Here is a 14,001-nt window from a genome sequence, read left to right on the forward strand (position 1 = left end):
TCCGTGGCGGGCAGGCCGGAAGAGCGACGCGGGGCGGGCGGCAGGATAGGCGAGGTCTCCCGGCCGGCTAGCCGTGCACCGCGGCGGCCTGGTATTTCTCCAGGCAATAGCCCAGGCCGCGCACCGTGGCGATGCGGATGCCGCCCACCTCGATCTTCTTGCGCAGCCGGTGCACGTAGACTTCGATGGCGTTGTTGCTGACTTCCTCGCCCCATTCGCACAGGTGGTCCACCAGTTGTTCCTTCGAGACCAGCCGCCCGGTGCGGGTCAGCAGGATTTCCAGCAGGCCCACCTCGCGCGCGGAGAGGTCCAGCATCTCTTCGTTCAGGTAGGCGATGCGGCCGACCTGGTCGAAGGCCAGCGGGCCGTGGTGCGTTAGCGTGGCGCCGCCGCCGGCGCCGCGCCGCACCAGCGCGCGCACGCGCGCTTCCAGCTCGGACAGCGCGAACGGCTTGGCCATGTAGTCGTCGGCGCCGAGGTCCAGCCCCTTGACGCGCTCGTCCACGCCGTCGGCGGCGGTCAGGATCAGCACCGGCAGCATGGCGCCGCGCGCGCGCAGGCGCTTGAGCACCTCCAGGCCGGGCAGGCGCGGCAGGCCGAGATCGAGGATGAGCAGGTCGAAGGTCTGGGTGGACAGCGCCGAATCGGCCTCCATCCCGCTGGCCACGTGGTCGACGGCATAGCCGGAGTGGCGCAGGGAGCGCGTCAGGCCGTCGGCCAGCACGTCGTCATCTTCAGCGATCAGAATACGCATGGTTGTCTCCACCCAGGCTCGGCTTTGTCGCCCCTTTGCCACCGGGTGTCGCCGGCGGTGCGGGCAGGGCTTGCCAAGCATACTGTTTTTTTATACAGTACCCGCTTGTTCCGGTCGCATTGTGCGCGGCCGGCATTTACCGGATTTTTCCGCCGCCTCTCATGCTGCGCGCCGATGCCACGGGCGGGTCGCGTACCGGGGCGGGCGGCGGGGCGGGCGCAAGCCCGCAAAAGCAGGCAGCGCGCCACATGCGGCCTATTTATACACCATTGACGGAAGGACGACCATGGATGACGGCAAGAAGGCGGGTGCTGGCGTAAGCGCCGAAAAGCAGAAGGCGCTGGCGGCCGCGCTGGCCCAGATCGAGAAGCAGTTCGGCAAGGGCTCGATCATGAAACTGGGCGAAGCCGAAATCGACCAGGACATCCAGGTCGTGTCCACCGGTTCGCTGGGCCTGGACATCGCGCTGGGCGTGGGCGGCCTGCCGCGCGGCCGCGTGGTGGAGATCTACGGTCCGGAATCGTCGGGCAAGACCACGCTGACGCTGCAGGTGGTGGCCGAGATGCAGAAGCTGGGCGGCACCTGCGCGTTCATCGACGCCGAGCACGCGCTCGACGTCAACTACGCCGGCAAGCTCGGCGTCAACGTGGGCGACCTGCTGATCTCCCAGCCGGACACCGGCGAGCAGGCCCTGGAAATCACCGACGCGCTGGTGCGCTCGGGCTCGGTCGACCTGATCGTGATCGACTCGGTGGCGGCACTGGTGCCCAAGGCCGAAATCGAAGGCGAGATGGGCGACTCGCTGCCGGGCCTGCAGGCCCGCCTGATGAGTCAGGCGCTGCGCAAGCTGACCGGCACCATCAAGCGTACCAACTGCCTGGTGATCTTCATCAACCAGATCCGCATGAAGATCGGCGTGATGTTCGGCTCGCCCGAGACCACTACCGGCGGCAATGCCCTCAAGTTCTACGCCTCGGTGCGCCTGGACATCCGTCGCATCGGCTCGATCAAGAAGGGCGACGACGTGATCGGCAACGAAACCAAGGTCAAGGTGGTCAAGAACAAGGTCTCGCCGCCGTTCCGCGAGGCGTTCTTCGACATCCTCTACGGCCAGGGCATTTCGCGCCAGGGCGAGATCATCGACCTCGGCGTGGACGCCAAGATCGTCGAGAAGTCGGGTGCCTGGTACAGCTACAAGGGCGAGAAGATCGGCCAGGGCAAGGACAACGCGCGCGAATACCTGCGCGAGAATCCCGACATCGCCGACGAGATCGAGAACAAGGTGCGCGAGACGCTGGGCGTGGCACTGATGAACGGCACGCCGGCCGCCGCGGTGACGGCCGACGCGAGCTGAGCGGGGCCGGGCGGGGCGCGTTGAGGGCATCGGAGGGCCATCGGGGCCGGCTGGAGTTGAGCCTGGCTCCGGCGGTCGGTGGTCCGTCGATTTCGCGGGCTTTCTCGTCCGTTTTCTTGCCTGCTGTTTTGTTCGATCTCGCCTGATTTCGCTTGATCCCGGCCGGGGCGGCGCGTGCATTGGCACGCGCCGCCCCGGTGTGCATTCCGCGGCCGCAACTCGCCGGTGGCCGCGATTGCTGGCGGTTGCCGGCTATTGCTTGCCCGCCGTTGTTTGCCGGTTGTTGCTTGTCAGTCGTCGCTTGCTTGCCGTCGCCGGTTCGGCGCCGCGCCAGGCAGATACATTCCACCGTTGCATTCGCGCCGCTTCCCATCGCGCCGCATTCTTTCATGGCCACTCGTCCTCCCCTTTCGCTGAAGGCCCGCGCGGTCGGCTACCTGTCGCGCCGCGAGCACAGCCGGGTGGAGCTGGCCCGCAAGCTGGCTCCCCATGCGGAATCGCCCGAGGCGCTCGAGCAATTGCTGGATGCGCTCGAGCGCGAGAACTGGCTGTCCAACGCGCGCTTCGTCGACAGCCTGGTGCACCGCCGCGCCAGCCGCTACGGCGCGGCCCGGGTCATGCAGGAAGCGCGCACCCACCAGCTTGGCGGCGACCAGTTGGCGGATCTGCAGGAGCGCCTGCGCGATTCCGAACTGGAGCGCGGCCGCGCGGTCTGGCAGAAGCGCTTCGGCGCGCCGCCGGCCACGCCCGAGGAACGGGCAAAGCAGATCCGCTTCCTGGTGGCCCGCGGCTTCTCCCGCGCCGTGGTGAGCCAGATTATCAAGGGCGCCGACGAGTGGCTGGACGGTAGCGACTGACGCCGCGCGCGGCGTTGTGCGACCGCAGCACGGAGGGTGCCGCCGCGACGCTGCCATGCACCGGCACGGGGCGCATACCTGCTTTGGCAGTAGGCGTATTCACCGCGCCCGGCATCCGTTCCGCCCGTCGCCCGAGCGCCGCCCGAGCGCCTTGCGCCGCGCATTCCCGCACCGCAGCAGGCCATCCGCGGGACGACAATCGCCGGCAACGGCACTCCGCACAGTTTGTTCCCGGTCAAACTTGTGCGGCATGTTAAAATCCTGCGGTTTCCCGGCCCAGCCGTCCTGAGTCGTTCTGAGTCGTGTCTGTTAAGCCGTTCCTGGTCATATCCATTAGCCGCCTGTTCCCCCGCTCCAGCCTGGTGTTATGCCGCTTTCCCCGCCCGTCAACCGTTCCCTGCGCCATCGCCGTGCCATCACGGCCGAGGCCTATCTTAGGGACGATGGCCTGTGGGACATCGAGGCGCGCCTGACCGACACCAAGCCGCGCGACATTCCGCTGGCCGGCGGCGGCGTGCGCCCGGTCGGCCAGCCGCTGCACGACCTGTGGCTGCGCGTCACCATCGACCTGCGCATGAACGTGGTGGACGCCGAGGCGTGCTCCGACTGGGTGCCGTATCCCGGCCAGTGCGACACCATCGGCCCGGCCTACCGCAAGCTGATCGGCCTGAACCTGATGAAGGGTTTCCGCAAGGCGGTGCGCGAGCGCCTGTCGGGCGTGGCCGGCTGCACCCACCTGACCGAGCTGGCCGGCGTGTTGCCGACCACCGCGATCCAGGCTTTCGCCGGCGACGTCTTCAACATCCGCGACGCCGGCACCGAAGACACCAATCCCGAACCGCCTTACCAGTTGCACGGCTGCCATGCCCTGCATTTCGAAGGTGAGGTGGTGCGCCAGTTTTACCCGCGCTGGTATGGTCACCAGCCGAAGCCGAGGATCAGGGCCGAAGGGTCCCCGATCCCGGCGGCGCAGCCAGCGGAGGCGCTCGCCGCCGCCGACGGCGGCGCCGACTCCCGCAGGCTCACCGGCACCTCCGGCTAAGCCGCACGGCCTGCAAAACGCCGAGATTCCATCTCCACACTTTTACGCCTACCCGAAAGGAAACACGCATGAATATCCATGAGTACCAAGGCAAGGAAATCCTGCGCAAATACAATGTGCCGGTTCCGCGCGGCATCCCCGCGTTCTCGGTCGAAGAGGCCCTGAAGGCTGCTGAGCAACTGGGCGGCCCGGTCTGGGTCGTCAAGGCGCAGATCCACGCGGGCGGTCGCGGCAAGGGCGGCGGCGTGAAGGTGGCCAAGAGCATCGACGAGGTCAAGACCTACGCCACCAACATCCTCGGCATGACCCTGGTCACGCACCAGACCGGCCCGGAAGGCAAGAAGGTCAACCGCCTGCTGATCGAAGAAGGCGCTGACATCAAGAAGGAACTGTACGTTTCGCTGGTGGTGGACCGCGTATCGCAGAAGGTGGCCCTGATGGCCTCCAGCGAAGGCGGCATGGACATCGAGGAAGTCGCTGCCCACACCCCGGAAAAGATCCACACCCTGATCATCGACCCGGCCACCGGCCTGGCCGACGCCGATGCCGACGACATCGCGCGCAAGATCGGCGTGCCCGACGCGAGCGTGGCGCAAGCCCGCCAGGCCCTGCAAGGCCTGTACAAGGCGTTCTGGGAAACCGACGCATCGCTGGCGGAAATCAACCCGCTGATCCTGACCGGCGACGGCAAGGTGATCGCGCTCGACGCCAAGTTCAATTTCGACTCCAACGCCCTGTTCCGCCACCCGGAAATCGTCGCCTACCGCGACCTGGACGAAGAAGACGCCAACGAAATCGAAGCCTCCAAGTTCGACCTGGCCTACATCTCGCTGGACGGCAACATCGGCTGCCTGGTGAACGGCGCCGGCCTGGCGATGGCCACGATGGACACCATCAAGCTGTTCGGCGGCGAGCCGGCCAACTTCCTCGACGTGGGCGGCGGCGCCACCACCGAGAAGGTGACCGAAGCCTTCAAGCTGATGCTGAAGAACCCGAACCTGAAGGCCATCCTGGTCAACATCTTCGGCGGCATCATGCGCTGCGACGTGATCGCCGAGGGCGTGATCGCTGCTTCCAAGGCCGTGTCGCTGTCCGTGCCGCTGGTCGTGCGCATGAAGGGCACCAACGAAGAGATCGGCAAGAAGATGCTGGCCGACTCGGGCCTGCCCATCATCGCTGCCGACACCATGGAAGAGGCCGCCCAGAAGGTGGTGGCCGCGGCCGCGGGCAAGTAAGCCAAGACGCACGAACGCCAACAAAACGCGAACGCGAGCGGCGCGCCGGGCCTGGCCCCGCGCTGCTACGAGCCAAGCAAAGGATTACAGCATGTCGATTCTGATCAACAAAGACACCAAGGTCATCACCCAGGGCATCACCGGCAAGACCGGCCAGTTCCACACACGTGGCTGCCGCGACTACGCCAACGGCAAGAACGCCTTCGTGGCGGGCGTGAACCCGAAGAAGGCCGGCGAAGACTTCGAAGGCATTCCCATCTACGCCAGCGTGAAGGACGCCAAGGACTCCACCGGCGCCACCGTTTCCGTGATCTACGTGCCGCCCGCGGGCGCCGCCGCCGCGATCTGGGAAGCCGTCGACGCCGACCTGGACCTGGTGGTCTGCATCACCGAAGGCATCCCCGTGCGCGACATGATGGAGCTCAAGGACAAGATGCGTAAGGGCAACAAGAAGACCTTGCTGCTCGGACCGAACTGCCCTGGCCTGATCACGCCGGACGAAATCAAGATCGGCATCATGCCGGGCCACATCCACCGCAAGGGCCGCATCGGCGTGGTGTCGCGCTCGGGCACGCTGACCTATGAAGCCGTGGGCCAGCTGACCGCGCTGGGCCTGGGCCAGTCGTCGGCAGTGGGCATCGGTGGCGACCCCATCAATGGCCTGAAGCACATCGACATCATGAAGATGTTCAACGACGATCCCGAAACGGACGCCGTGGTCATGATCGGCGAAATCGGCGGTCCGGACGAAGCCAACGCCGCGCAATGGATCAAGGACAACATGAAGAAGCCGGTGGTCGGCTTCATCGCTGGCGTGACCGCGCCTCCGGGCAAGCGCATGGGCCACGCCGGCGCGCTGATCTCGGGCGGTGCCGACACGGCGCAGGCCAAGCTGGAAATCATGGAAGCCTGCGGCATCAAGGTCACCAAGAATCCGTCGGAAATGGGCCGCCTGCTCAAGTCGATCCTGTAATCGCCGCTGTCTGGTGAATCCCGCCCGCGAGGGCGGGAGAATTACCGGGCCGGCGCGCGGTTGCCCCAGGGCAGCCGCGCCGCTGGCCACCGATGCCCCCGCCTTCGTGCGGGGGCGCGTCATTCTGGGACGCCAGGAACCTAGGGTATCTCCCGAGGCGGGCGGGAAGGCGATTGAAACCGAATCGAAAGCTTGATACGGTAAATCTCATGTCTGAAAAATCAGACATCCGAATTTTGTCGTTGGCTGAACATCATCGGTTGCGCATCGCCCGTCGCCATGCGGCGTTCGAACCATAATTCAAGAAACTCGAGGAGCTTTACCGTGGAATTGTTGTCCTCCACCGCATTCTGGATCGCGCTGGGATCCATCATCCTGACCAACATCGTGCTCTCCGGCGACAACGCCGTGGTGATCGCGCTCGCCTCGCGCAACCTGCCGCCCGCGCAGCAGAAGAAAGCGATCTTCTGGGGCAGCGCCGCCGCCATCGTCATGCGCGTGATCCTGACCGTGGCTGCGGTCAAGCTGCTGAGCCTGCCGTACCTCAAGATCGTCGGCGCCGCGCTGCTGGTCTACATCGGCGTGCAACTGCTGACCGGCGACGACGAGGAAGAAGGCCACGCCGCCAAGGAAAATATCTGGGCCGCGATCCGCACCATCCTGATCGCCGACCTCGTGATGTCGCTCGACAACGTGGTTGCCGTGGCCGCCGCCGCCCAGAAGGGGCCGGAAGGCAGCCAGCTGATGCTGCTGGTGCTGGGCCTGGGCCTGTCCATCCCGCTGATCGTGTTCGGCAGCACCATCCTGCTCAAGGTCATGGACCGCTTCCCCATCATCATCGTGCTGGGCGCCGCGCTGCTGGGCTACCTCGCCGGCGAAATGCTGGTGAGCGATCCGGTCGACTCCGCCTGGTTCGAAATGCACGTGCCGCACGCACACCTGGTGTTCGGCATCGTCGGCGCCGCGCTGGTGGTGGTGATCGGCAAGCTGATGCAGAAGCGCGCGGCGCAGCCGGCGTGACGGCCTGATGCCGGTCCCGCTCGCAGGGGCGGGATCGCGATCAGGCGGGGCGGTGCTCTTGTCGCACCGCGGGACGGGCGGCCCTGGAGCCGCCCGTTGCGTTTTCCGAGACAGGAATCTGGTTGTGAATTCAGTGTGCTTTCGTACTGAATTAAGCGAAACCCTCGGTTTACTGACTGTCTGCGTCATCGCAAGTGACAAAATTTGCGCGCTGTCAAAGCTAGGAGTGCTCTGAAGTGGCGAAAATTGTCACCTGCCAACGAGAGTTCAAGGGGCGCCGGGCTGGCACGCAAACTGCTAAAGATTGTGCAGCATCACATGAAACAAGATGTTTCTATTTGTATCCAAAATTCCTTCGAGGGGTCAATCATGCAACAACGGGTTCAACTGAAGAAACTGGGCCGCCGTGTCCAGAAGGGCTTTACGCTGATCGAACTGATGATCGTGGTTGCGATCATCGGTATCCTGGCGGCGATTGCGATTCCGCAGTATCAGGATTACACCATCAAGGCAAAGGCGACGGAAGGCCTGAGCTTGGCCGGTCCGATTAAGACGGCCATTGCACTTGCAGCTTCCAACGGTGATATCAGCACTGCAGACAGCACCACGGCTGCCGGTGCCGCCGCGCTGGGCGTTCCGGTGGACACCGCTATCACCAGCCCCCTGGTCTTGAAGGTGGGGGTCAAGGGAACCAGCGCCGTGGGTGCCACGCCGCAGACCGCGGATGTCACGATCACATATGCGGCCGCTGCTTCGAATGTTCCCAAGAATCTGGCGGGTAAGACATTGGTCCTGACGGGGAGCTTCGATGTCGGTGCTGCCACTTGGTCGATTGGCGCAGCGTCAACGCTGGATGCGCAATATCGCCCCAAGATCTAACCAATTCGTAGTGAGATAGCGAAGCGCCCCCTGGGGCGCTTTTTCTTTTCCCATCCCCCAAGCTATCATCCGCCTTTTGCCAACCCGGCATAACAAGGCACCCGCATGCTGCCCTCCCGGTCAGCCATTCCCCTCAGTTTCCTCGCCGCCGCGCTCGTCGTGCCCCTGCTGGTCTCGCGGCACACGCTTCCGCTTGCCACCTTCTATGGCGAATGGACTGCCGCGCTGTTGTTCGCGCTTGCCGTGATCGTGCTGGGGGCCGTGACGCCCCGGCAGGCCGGCGGCCTCGCCGGTCGGGCGGAGCCGGCCCGATTCCCCTGGATCATCCTCTTCCCGCTCTGGCTCATCGCCACCGGCATTGCGCAGGGCCTCGTTGGCATGGCCGATGTTCCCGGTAGCCGGCTGATCACCGAGCTGACGCTGGCGCTGGCCGCCGCGGTGATGTGGGCGGCGTGGCGGCAGGGCCGGGCGGCGTCCGCGCAGGAGCGGCAGGCGCTGGCCGATACGCTGGCCACCGCGTGGCTGGTGGCCGGGCTGCTGGGCACGCTGGCGCAGTGGGTGCAGGTCTTCGGCCTGGAGCCGGATACGTTCGGGCTGGTGTCGACCTATTTCTACGATGACAACCGTCGCCTGTGGGGCAACCTGAACCAGCCCAATCACCAGGCCACGGTCGAGGGGCTGGCGCTGGCGGCGGCGGTGTGGCTGGCCGCGCGCGGCTGGCTGCGCGCGCCGGCGTGGCTGGCGGCGGTGCTGCTGCTGGAGAGCGGCATCGTGCTGTCGGGTTCGCGCACGGGCGTGCTGCACGTGGGTCTGGCCGCGGCTTATGCGCTGGTGGCGGCGTGGCTGGCGTGGGGGCAGGGCGCCGGCGCTGGCGTGCGGCAGCGCGGGCCCAACCCGATGCGCCGCCCGGCCGGGCTGGTGTTCGCCGCGGTGGCGATGGTGGCGATGCTGCTGGTCCTGCAGCCCGCGATCAAGAGCGCGGGTCAGGCGATGGGCTGGCGGTTGTTCGACACGGTGGCGCAGTTGCAGGGCGCCGACCAGCTTTCGGCGCGCGGCGCGCTGTGGGCGCACGCGTGGGCGATGTTCCGCGCGCATCCGTGGCTCGGTGTGGGCTGGGGCGAGTTCGGCTGGGCGCAGTTCCAGCAGATGGCGCAGGTCGGGGTCAGGGTGGAGATGTCGCTGCATGCCCACAACGCCGTGCTGGACCTGCTGGCCAAGACCGGCATCGTGGGCGCGGCCGGCGCCTTGCTGTCGCTGCTGGCGTGGCTGGGCCGCGTGGTCTACCGGCGCTTGTGGCGCGGCGACGCGCCGGAGCGCGCGCAGACCGTCCTCGTGCTGACGTGGCTGGCGATGCTGGGCGCGCATTCGATGCTGGAGTACCCGCTGCACTACCTGTATTTCTTGCTGCCGTTCTGCTTCATGCTGGGCTGGCTGGAGCCGTCCGGCTTCGGCCATGCGCGGCTGCCGCGCGCGGCGGCGGTGCTGGCGGGCCTGGTCTTCGCCGGTGTGTCCGCCACCGTGCTCGCGACCATGTGGATGGACTTCCGCCGCGCCGAGGCGCGCGAGTATGCGCACGCCGGGCACCGGGCCGCGCTGCCCATGCCGCAGCGCTGGTTCCGCCAGGCGGCCGAGTCCGACGCGGCCGAGGATGCGGTCATCACCGCGGCCAACGCCGCGCAACTGCTCGGCCCGCATATCGCCGCGGTCCACCTGCTGCCCACGCCGACGCTGATCGCGCGCACCGCGTGGCTGCTCGCGCTGACCGGCGACCCCGCGCAGGGCCGTGCGTGGCTCGAGCGCCTGCGCTTCTATTACGCCGGCGACGAGGCCCGGCAGTTCGCCGAGGTGGCGCGTGCCTGCGCCGGCGTGGACGCGGCCGCGCGGCCGCGGGAATTCTGCGACTGGGTCGAGGCGCGCAGCAAGGCGTGGCCCGGCCCGGCGCCGGCCCATGATGCGGAAGGCGATGCAGAGGATGGCCCCGCATAGACGCATCCCGCGCCGCGGCCGGCCTCGGGGCCGGCGCGTGCGCGGGATGCGGGGACCAGCGTGGCGGCCAGGCGCCGCTTACTGCGGCGGGGGCGCGTAGCCCGGCGGCGGAGGCGGATAGTAGTAGGTTGGCGCCGGCGGCCGCGGGGACGAGGACATCATCTGGCCATAGACCGGCACGCGGTGGCCGCTGGCGTACATGCACTGCACGTAGGCCGCGTCGTAGCGGCGCTGGCTGCCGTAGCCGGACGCCTGCGCATTGCCCGCGCCGACCGCGGCGCCCGTCAGCAGGCCCACGCCGGCGCCCACGGCCGCGCCGGAGCCGCCGTTGAACGCCGCACCGGCGGCCGCGCCGAGCGCGGTGCCGACGGCCGCGCTGCCGAGCGCGCTGCCGGTGGCGGCCTGGTTGGCGGTGACGCCGCCGACCTGCCCGAAGGCGAACTGGCGGCAGCTATAGTCGTCGGCCCGGAACTGGTCGAAATTCTTGCCCGTGCCCGGCAGCACCATCACGCTCGGGCCGCTGGGCATCACGGCGCAGCCGGCCAGCGCCAGCGCGGCCAGGGGCAAAGCCAGCAGAACGGGCCGCCTGCACAGGCCCGGGCGGGTGAACGCTTTCATCTGGGTACCTCGATACTGGTCAACAAATCGTCTCGCGCGGCCACCGGCGGTGCCGCGCGTCGTCGCATGCCACAGCGGCATCGCGTCAGGCCGGGGGCTGGGCGGGGACCTTCTGCCAGCCGCCCGGGCACGCCTTGATGTACGGGTAGTAGCCGTCCGGCTGGCTGCAGTGGTACCAGAACGCCTGCTCGGGCGCCGGCGCGGCGGCACCCGCGCCGCCTCCCATGTCGACCGGGCCGTCCTGGCCCTGCTCGATGTATTGCGGCGGCGCCGACGGCACCGCGACCACCGGCGGGTAGTAATACGGCGGAGCGTAGTACGGATACGGGTAGCCCCAGCCGTAGCCATAGCCAAAACCGGGGCCGATCACGACCCCCACGTTGCCATGCCACCCGCCGTGCCATCCTCCCCCATGCCCATGCCATCCGCCGCCGCCGTGCCACCCGCCGCCGCGGGCCGCCAAAGCGGCTCCGCTCGCACCCAGCGCCGCCAACACCAGCACTATCTGGCCAACCCTACGCCCGTTCATCTTGCTCACCTTGGATTGATGCGGGGCCGCGCCCCGCGGGTAGCACAACAGCGCTCCCTGACTGCATTGAATACCAATTTTCCCGATGTGGCGCGTGCCTCGCGGCTGGCGAAATGCGGCGTTACGCTTGTTACAGCGGAATGGCACGGGCCGTAAGACCGTGTCATGCACGGTAAGAAAACCAGACGCGCACGCAACGGATACGATACATGGCCGGCGCGGGAGTGATCCCACGCGTCGGACCGTGTTCCGGCGCGCTTCAACCGCCCGCCACCCAATCCCCCGACTTCCCGCCATGCTTTTCCAGCAGCTTCACGTTGCCCATCACCATCCCCCGGTCCACCGCCTTGCACATGTCGTAGATGGTCAGCAGCGCCACCTGCACGCCGGTCAGCGCTTCCATTTCCACGCCGGTCTGGCCGTGGGTTTCGGCGCGCACCGTGCAGCGCACGGCGGAGGCCGCCTCGTCGAGGGCGAAGTCCACCGCCACCTTGGTGAGCGCCAGCGGATGGCACAGCGGAATCAGGTCGGAGGTGCGCTTGGTGGCCATGATGGCGGCCACGCGGGCGATGCCGAGCACGTCGCCCTTCCTGGCGTTGCCGTCCCGCACCAGCGCGAAGGTGGCCGGCAGCATGGTGATGGTGCCGGTGGCGAGGGCCGCGCGGTGGCTGTGCGCCTTGGCGCCGACGTCGACCATATGGGCTTGTCCGGCGGAATCGAAGTGGGTGAGCTGGCTCATGGCGTGGGCGGGAATCGAAGGGGAGTTGCGGCAATGCCGGGGACTGGCCGTAGGCCCGCCGCGCCAGTTGGCGCGCGGCCTGGGCGGCATCGGGGACCTGTCGGGCCCGCCTTGGGCGCGCCCGATGGGAATGGTTTCCGGAGGCCGCTATCATAGCAAGATGCGCAAGAATCCAACGCTCCGCGGAGCGCTCTCCTCGCCCGCCCGACAGGCCTGCCCGACATCGCCTGGGATGCATCCGCGGCATGCCCGCGCCGCCGCTTCCCGCATTTCCCGCGCTTCGGCTAGCCTGGCGCGCCGCTCGCTCGCGGCGCTGCTGGCGCTGACGGTGGCCCTGCCCGCGTGGCCGCAGCAGCGCGCGCTGCTCAACGATCCGGCGCGCACGGCCGCCGACGCCGTCTATGGCGGCGACAGCAGCGACCAGGTCTACGACAACCTGAACCGCAGCGTGAAGGCGGGGCAGAAGTCCGAGTTTGGGCTGCGCACCAACAACACCGTGGTGGAGGGCAGCGGCGTGCAGCTGCCCGACCTCGGCGACCCTTCCACGGCATCGCTGACGCCCGACATGGAGCGGCGCCTGGGCGAGCACATCATGCGCGACATCCGGCGCGACCCGGACTACGTGGTCGACCCGCTGCTGGCCGACTACCTGAACGCGCTCGGCTACCGCCTGGTGCAGGCGGCGCGCCGGCAGAACATCTCGGGCTCGACCGGCTCGGGCACCTTCGCCACCGGCTTCGAGCTGTTCGCGGTGCGCGACCGCACCATCAACGCCTTCGCGCTGCCCGGCGGCTATATCGGCGTGCATACCGGCCTGCTGGTGCAGTCGGAGACCGAGTCGGAGCTGGCCTCGGTGCTGGGCCACGAAATCGGCCACGTGATGCAGCGGCACATCGCGCGCGGCATCACCTCGCAGGACCAGTCGATGTGGATCTCGCTGGCGTCGATGGTGCTGGCCGGGCTGGCCGCCACCAAGAGCGGCGACGCGGCCTCGGCGCTGGCGATGGGCGGGCAGGCGGCGGCGGTCGCCAACCAGTTGTCGTTCTCGCGCGGGGCCGAGCGCGAGGCCGACCGCGTGGGCTTCCAGATCATGACCGCGGCGGGCTTCGACCCGCAGGGTATGCCGGACTTCTTCAAGCGCCTGCAGCGCGTGATGGGCATCTCGGAGAACTCGGTGCCGGCCTATGTGCGCACCCACCCGCTGACCTCGGAGCGCATCGCCGACATGCAGGACCGCGTCAGCCACGTGGCGGTGCGCCACGTCGGCAGCACGCCCGAATACGAGTTCGCGCGCGTGCGCTCGCGCATCATCCAGGAAACCACGCCGAGCGACCTGCAGAACGTGCGCGCCGCGCTGCAGGCGCAACTGCCCTCGGCGGCGCCGGCGCGCGTGCCGGCGCTGTACTACGGCATGGCCTTCGCCGACCAGCGCCTGGGCCGCAACGCCGCCGCCGAGCAGTCGCTGGCGGAGGCGCGCCGGCTCTACGGCACCATTCCCGGCGCGACCTCCGGCAGCCCCATGCTGGACGTGATGGCGATCGAGCTGGCACGCGCGCAGGGCCGGCCGCAGGATGCGCTCAACCAGGCCGCGGCGTCGATGAGGGCGTTCCCGCTCTCGCACGCGGTGGCGGTGAGCTACGCGGCGACCTTGCTGGGGGCGGGGCGGCTGGACCAGGCGGTGGCCTTCCTGCGCGAGCGCACGCGCGAGGACATCTCGCGCGCCGAGTGGTGGGACATGCTGGCGCGCGCCTACGCGGGCCAGGGCCGGCGCGTGCAGCAGCACCAGGCGCTGGCCGAGAAATACGCCATCGACGGCGCCTACCAGGCCGCCATCGAGCAGTTGCAGATCGCGCGCAAGGCTGGCGACGGGGATTTCTACACGCTGTCCGAGGTGGACGCGCGGCTGCACCAGCTCGAGCGGCAGTTCCGCGAGGAAAAGCAGGACAACAAGGGCATGCCGAACTAGCCGCGGCCGCGGTTCGGGCGGCCGTTCAGGCGGCCGTTCAGGAGGTCAC

At 68.1% G+C, this 14,001-nt stretch carries 13 protein-coding genes; 9 read left to right on the forward strand and 4 right to left on the reverse strand.

The features are described from left to right. Positions 1 to 67: 67 nt before the first annotated feature. A complete protein-coding gene (locus ACWTPI_RS03685) occupies positions 68 to 754 on the reverse strand; it encodes a response regulator transcription factor (RefSeq protein WP_020204400.1) in 687 nt (228 codons plus the stop codon). A 286-nt stretch (positions 755 to 1,040) separates the two neighbouring features. On the opposite strand from ACWTPI_RS03685, the gene recA reads away from it, so the two are divergent. The 8 genes from recA to ACWTPI_RS03725 all read left to right on the forward strand — a co-directional run bounded on the left by recA (position 1,041) and on the right by ACWTPI_RS03725 (position 10,100). Next, a complete protein-coding gene (gene recA / locus ACWTPI_RS03690) occupies positions 1,041 to 2,108 on the forward strand; it encodes a recombinase RecA (protein ID WP_020204401.1) in 1,068 nt (355 codons plus the stop codon). A 389-nt stretch (positions 2,109 to 2,497) separates the two neighbouring features. Continuing rightward, entirely contained in the window at positions 2,498 to 2,965 is a 468-nt protein-coding gene (gene recX, locus ACWTPI_RS03695) for a recombination regulator RecX (protein WP_454730975.1), read from the forward strand. Positions 2,966 to 3,332: 367 nt separating this feature from the next. After that, positions 3,333 to 4,007, forward strand: coding sequence for a DUF2889 domain-containing protein (locus ACWTPI_RS03700; RefSeq protein WP_059410581.1), 675 nt, complete (start codon positions 3,333 to 3,335; stop codon positions 4,005 to 4,007). A 68-nt stretch (positions 4,008 to 4,075) separates the two neighbouring features. Beyond that, complete coding sequence (gene sucC, locus ACWTPI_RS03705; protein WP_059410582.1) at positions 4,076 to 5,242, forward strand: ADP-forming succinate--CoA ligase subunit beta; 1,167 nt, start codon at positions 4,076 to 4,078, stop codon at positions 5,240 to 5,242. A 91-nt stretch (positions 5,243 to 5,333) separates the two neighbouring features. Next, a complete protein-coding gene (gene sucD, locus ACWTPI_RS03710; protein WP_020204405.1) occupies positions 5,334 to 6,215 on the forward strand; it encodes a succinate--CoA ligase subunit alpha in 882 nt (293 codons plus the stop codon). Positions 6,216 to 6,539: 324 nt separating this feature from the next. Further along, on the forward strand, positions 6,540 to 7,235 hold the full coding sequence (locus ACWTPI_RS03715) for a TerC family protein (RefSeq protein ID WP_020423857.1): 696 nt from the start codon (positions 6,540 to 6,542) through the stop codon (positions 7,233 to 7,235). Positions 7,236 to 7,604: 369 nt separating this feature from the next. Beyond that, a complete protein-coding gene (locus ACWTPI_RS03720) occupies positions 7,605 to 8,114 on the forward strand; it encodes a pilin (RefSeq protein ID WP_454732446.1) in 510 nt (169 codons plus the stop codon). Positions 8,115 to 8,219: 105 nt separating this feature from the next. Beyond that, the gene (locus ACWTPI_RS03725) at positions 8,220 to 10,100 is read left to right on the forward strand and encodes a Wzy polymerase domain-containing protein (RefSeq protein ID WP_454730976.1); all 1,881 of its coding nucleotides are present in this window, start codon (positions 8,220 to 8,222) and stop codon (positions 10,098 to 10,100) included. 78 nt (positions 10,101 to 10,178) lie between these two features. Here the strand turns inward: ACWTPI_RS03725 and ACWTPI_RS03730 are convergent, their stop codons facing one another. From ACWTPI_RS03730 to moaC, 3 genes are all read right to left on the reverse strand, one after another. Beyond that, complete coding sequence (locus ACWTPI_RS03730) at positions 10,179 to 10,718, reverse strand: glycine zipper family protein (RefSeq protein WP_052165950.1); 540 nt, start codon at positions 10,716 to 10,718, stop codon at positions 10,179 to 10,181. 85 nt (positions 10,719 to 10,803) lie between these two features. Then, complete coding sequence (locus ACWTPI_RS03735; protein WP_370552782.1) at positions 10,804 to 11,097, reverse strand: hypothetical protein; 294 nt, start codon at positions 11,095 to 11,097, stop codon at positions 10,804 to 10,806. A 409-nt stretch (positions 11,098 to 11,506) separates the two neighbouring features. Then, positions 11,507 to 11,986 carry a cyclic pyranopterin monophosphate synthase MoaC gene (gene moaC, locus ACWTPI_RS03740; protein ID WP_454730977.1) on the reverse strand — a complete coding sequence of 160 codons (480 nt, stop codon included), beginning with the start codon at positions 11,984 to 11,986 and terminating at the stop codon, positions 11,507 to 11,509. A gap of 232 nt (positions 11,987 to 12,218) precedes the next feature. Here moaC and ACWTPI_RS03745 point away from each other — a divergent pair, with 232 nt between their 5' ends. Next, a complete protein-coding gene (locus ACWTPI_RS03745) occupies positions 12,219 to 13,952 on the forward strand; it encodes a M48 family metalloprotease (protein WP_454730978.1) in 1,734 nt (577 codons plus the stop codon). Positions 13,953 to 14,001: the final 49 nt, after the last annotated feature.

The sequence above is a fragment of the Cupriavidus ulmosensis genome, assembly GCF_977008105.1.

What these genes read in the sequence shown, in the direction of transcription:
- ACWTPI_RS03685 (WP_020204400.1), bottom strand. Translation starts at nt 754, where the DNA reads ATGCGTATTCTGATCGCTGAAGATGACGACGTGCTGGCCGACGGCCTG.
- recA (WP_020204401.1), top strand. Translation starts at nt 1,041, where the DNA reads ATGGATGACGGCAAGAAGGCGGGTGCTGGCGTAAGCGCCGAAAAGCAG.
- recX (WP_454730975.1), top strand. Translation starts at nt 2,498, where the DNA reads ATGGCCACTCGTCCTCCCCTTTCGCTGAAGGCCCGCGCGGTCGGCTAC.
- ACWTPI_RS03700 (WP_059410581.1), top strand. Translation starts at nt 3,333, where the DNA reads ATGCCGCTTTCCCCGCCCGTCAACCGTTCCCTGCGCCATCGCCGTGCC.
- sucC (WP_059410582.1), top strand. Translation starts at nt 4,076, where the DNA reads ATGAATATCCATGAGTACCAAGGCAAGGAAATCCTGCGCAAATACAAT.
- sucD (WP_020204405.1), top strand. Translation starts at nt 5,334, where the DNA reads ATGTCGATTCTGATCAACAAAGACACCAAGGTCATCACCCAGGGCATC.
- ACWTPI_RS03720 (WP_454732446.1), top strand. Translation starts at nt 7,605, where the DNA reads ATGCAACAACGGGTTCAACTGAAGAAACTGGGCCGCCGTGTCCAGAAG.
- ACWTPI_RS03725 (WP_454730976.1), top strand. Translation starts at nt 8,220, where the DNA reads ATGCTGCCCTCCCGGTCAGCCATTCCCCTCAGTTTCCTCGCCGCCGCG.
- ACWTPI_RS03730 (WP_052165950.1), bottom strand. Translation starts at nt 10,718, where the DNA reads ATGAAAGCGTTCACCCGCCCGGGCCTGTGCAGGCGGCCCGTTCTGCTG.
- moaC (WP_454730977.1), bottom strand. Translation starts at nt 11,986, where the DNA reads ATGAGCCAGCTCACCCACTTCGATTCCGCCGGACAAGCCCATATGGTC.
- ACWTPI_RS03745 (WP_454730978.1), top strand. Translation starts at nt 12,219, where the DNA reads ATGCATCCGCGGCATGCCCGCGCCGCCGCTTCCCGCATTTCCCGCGCT.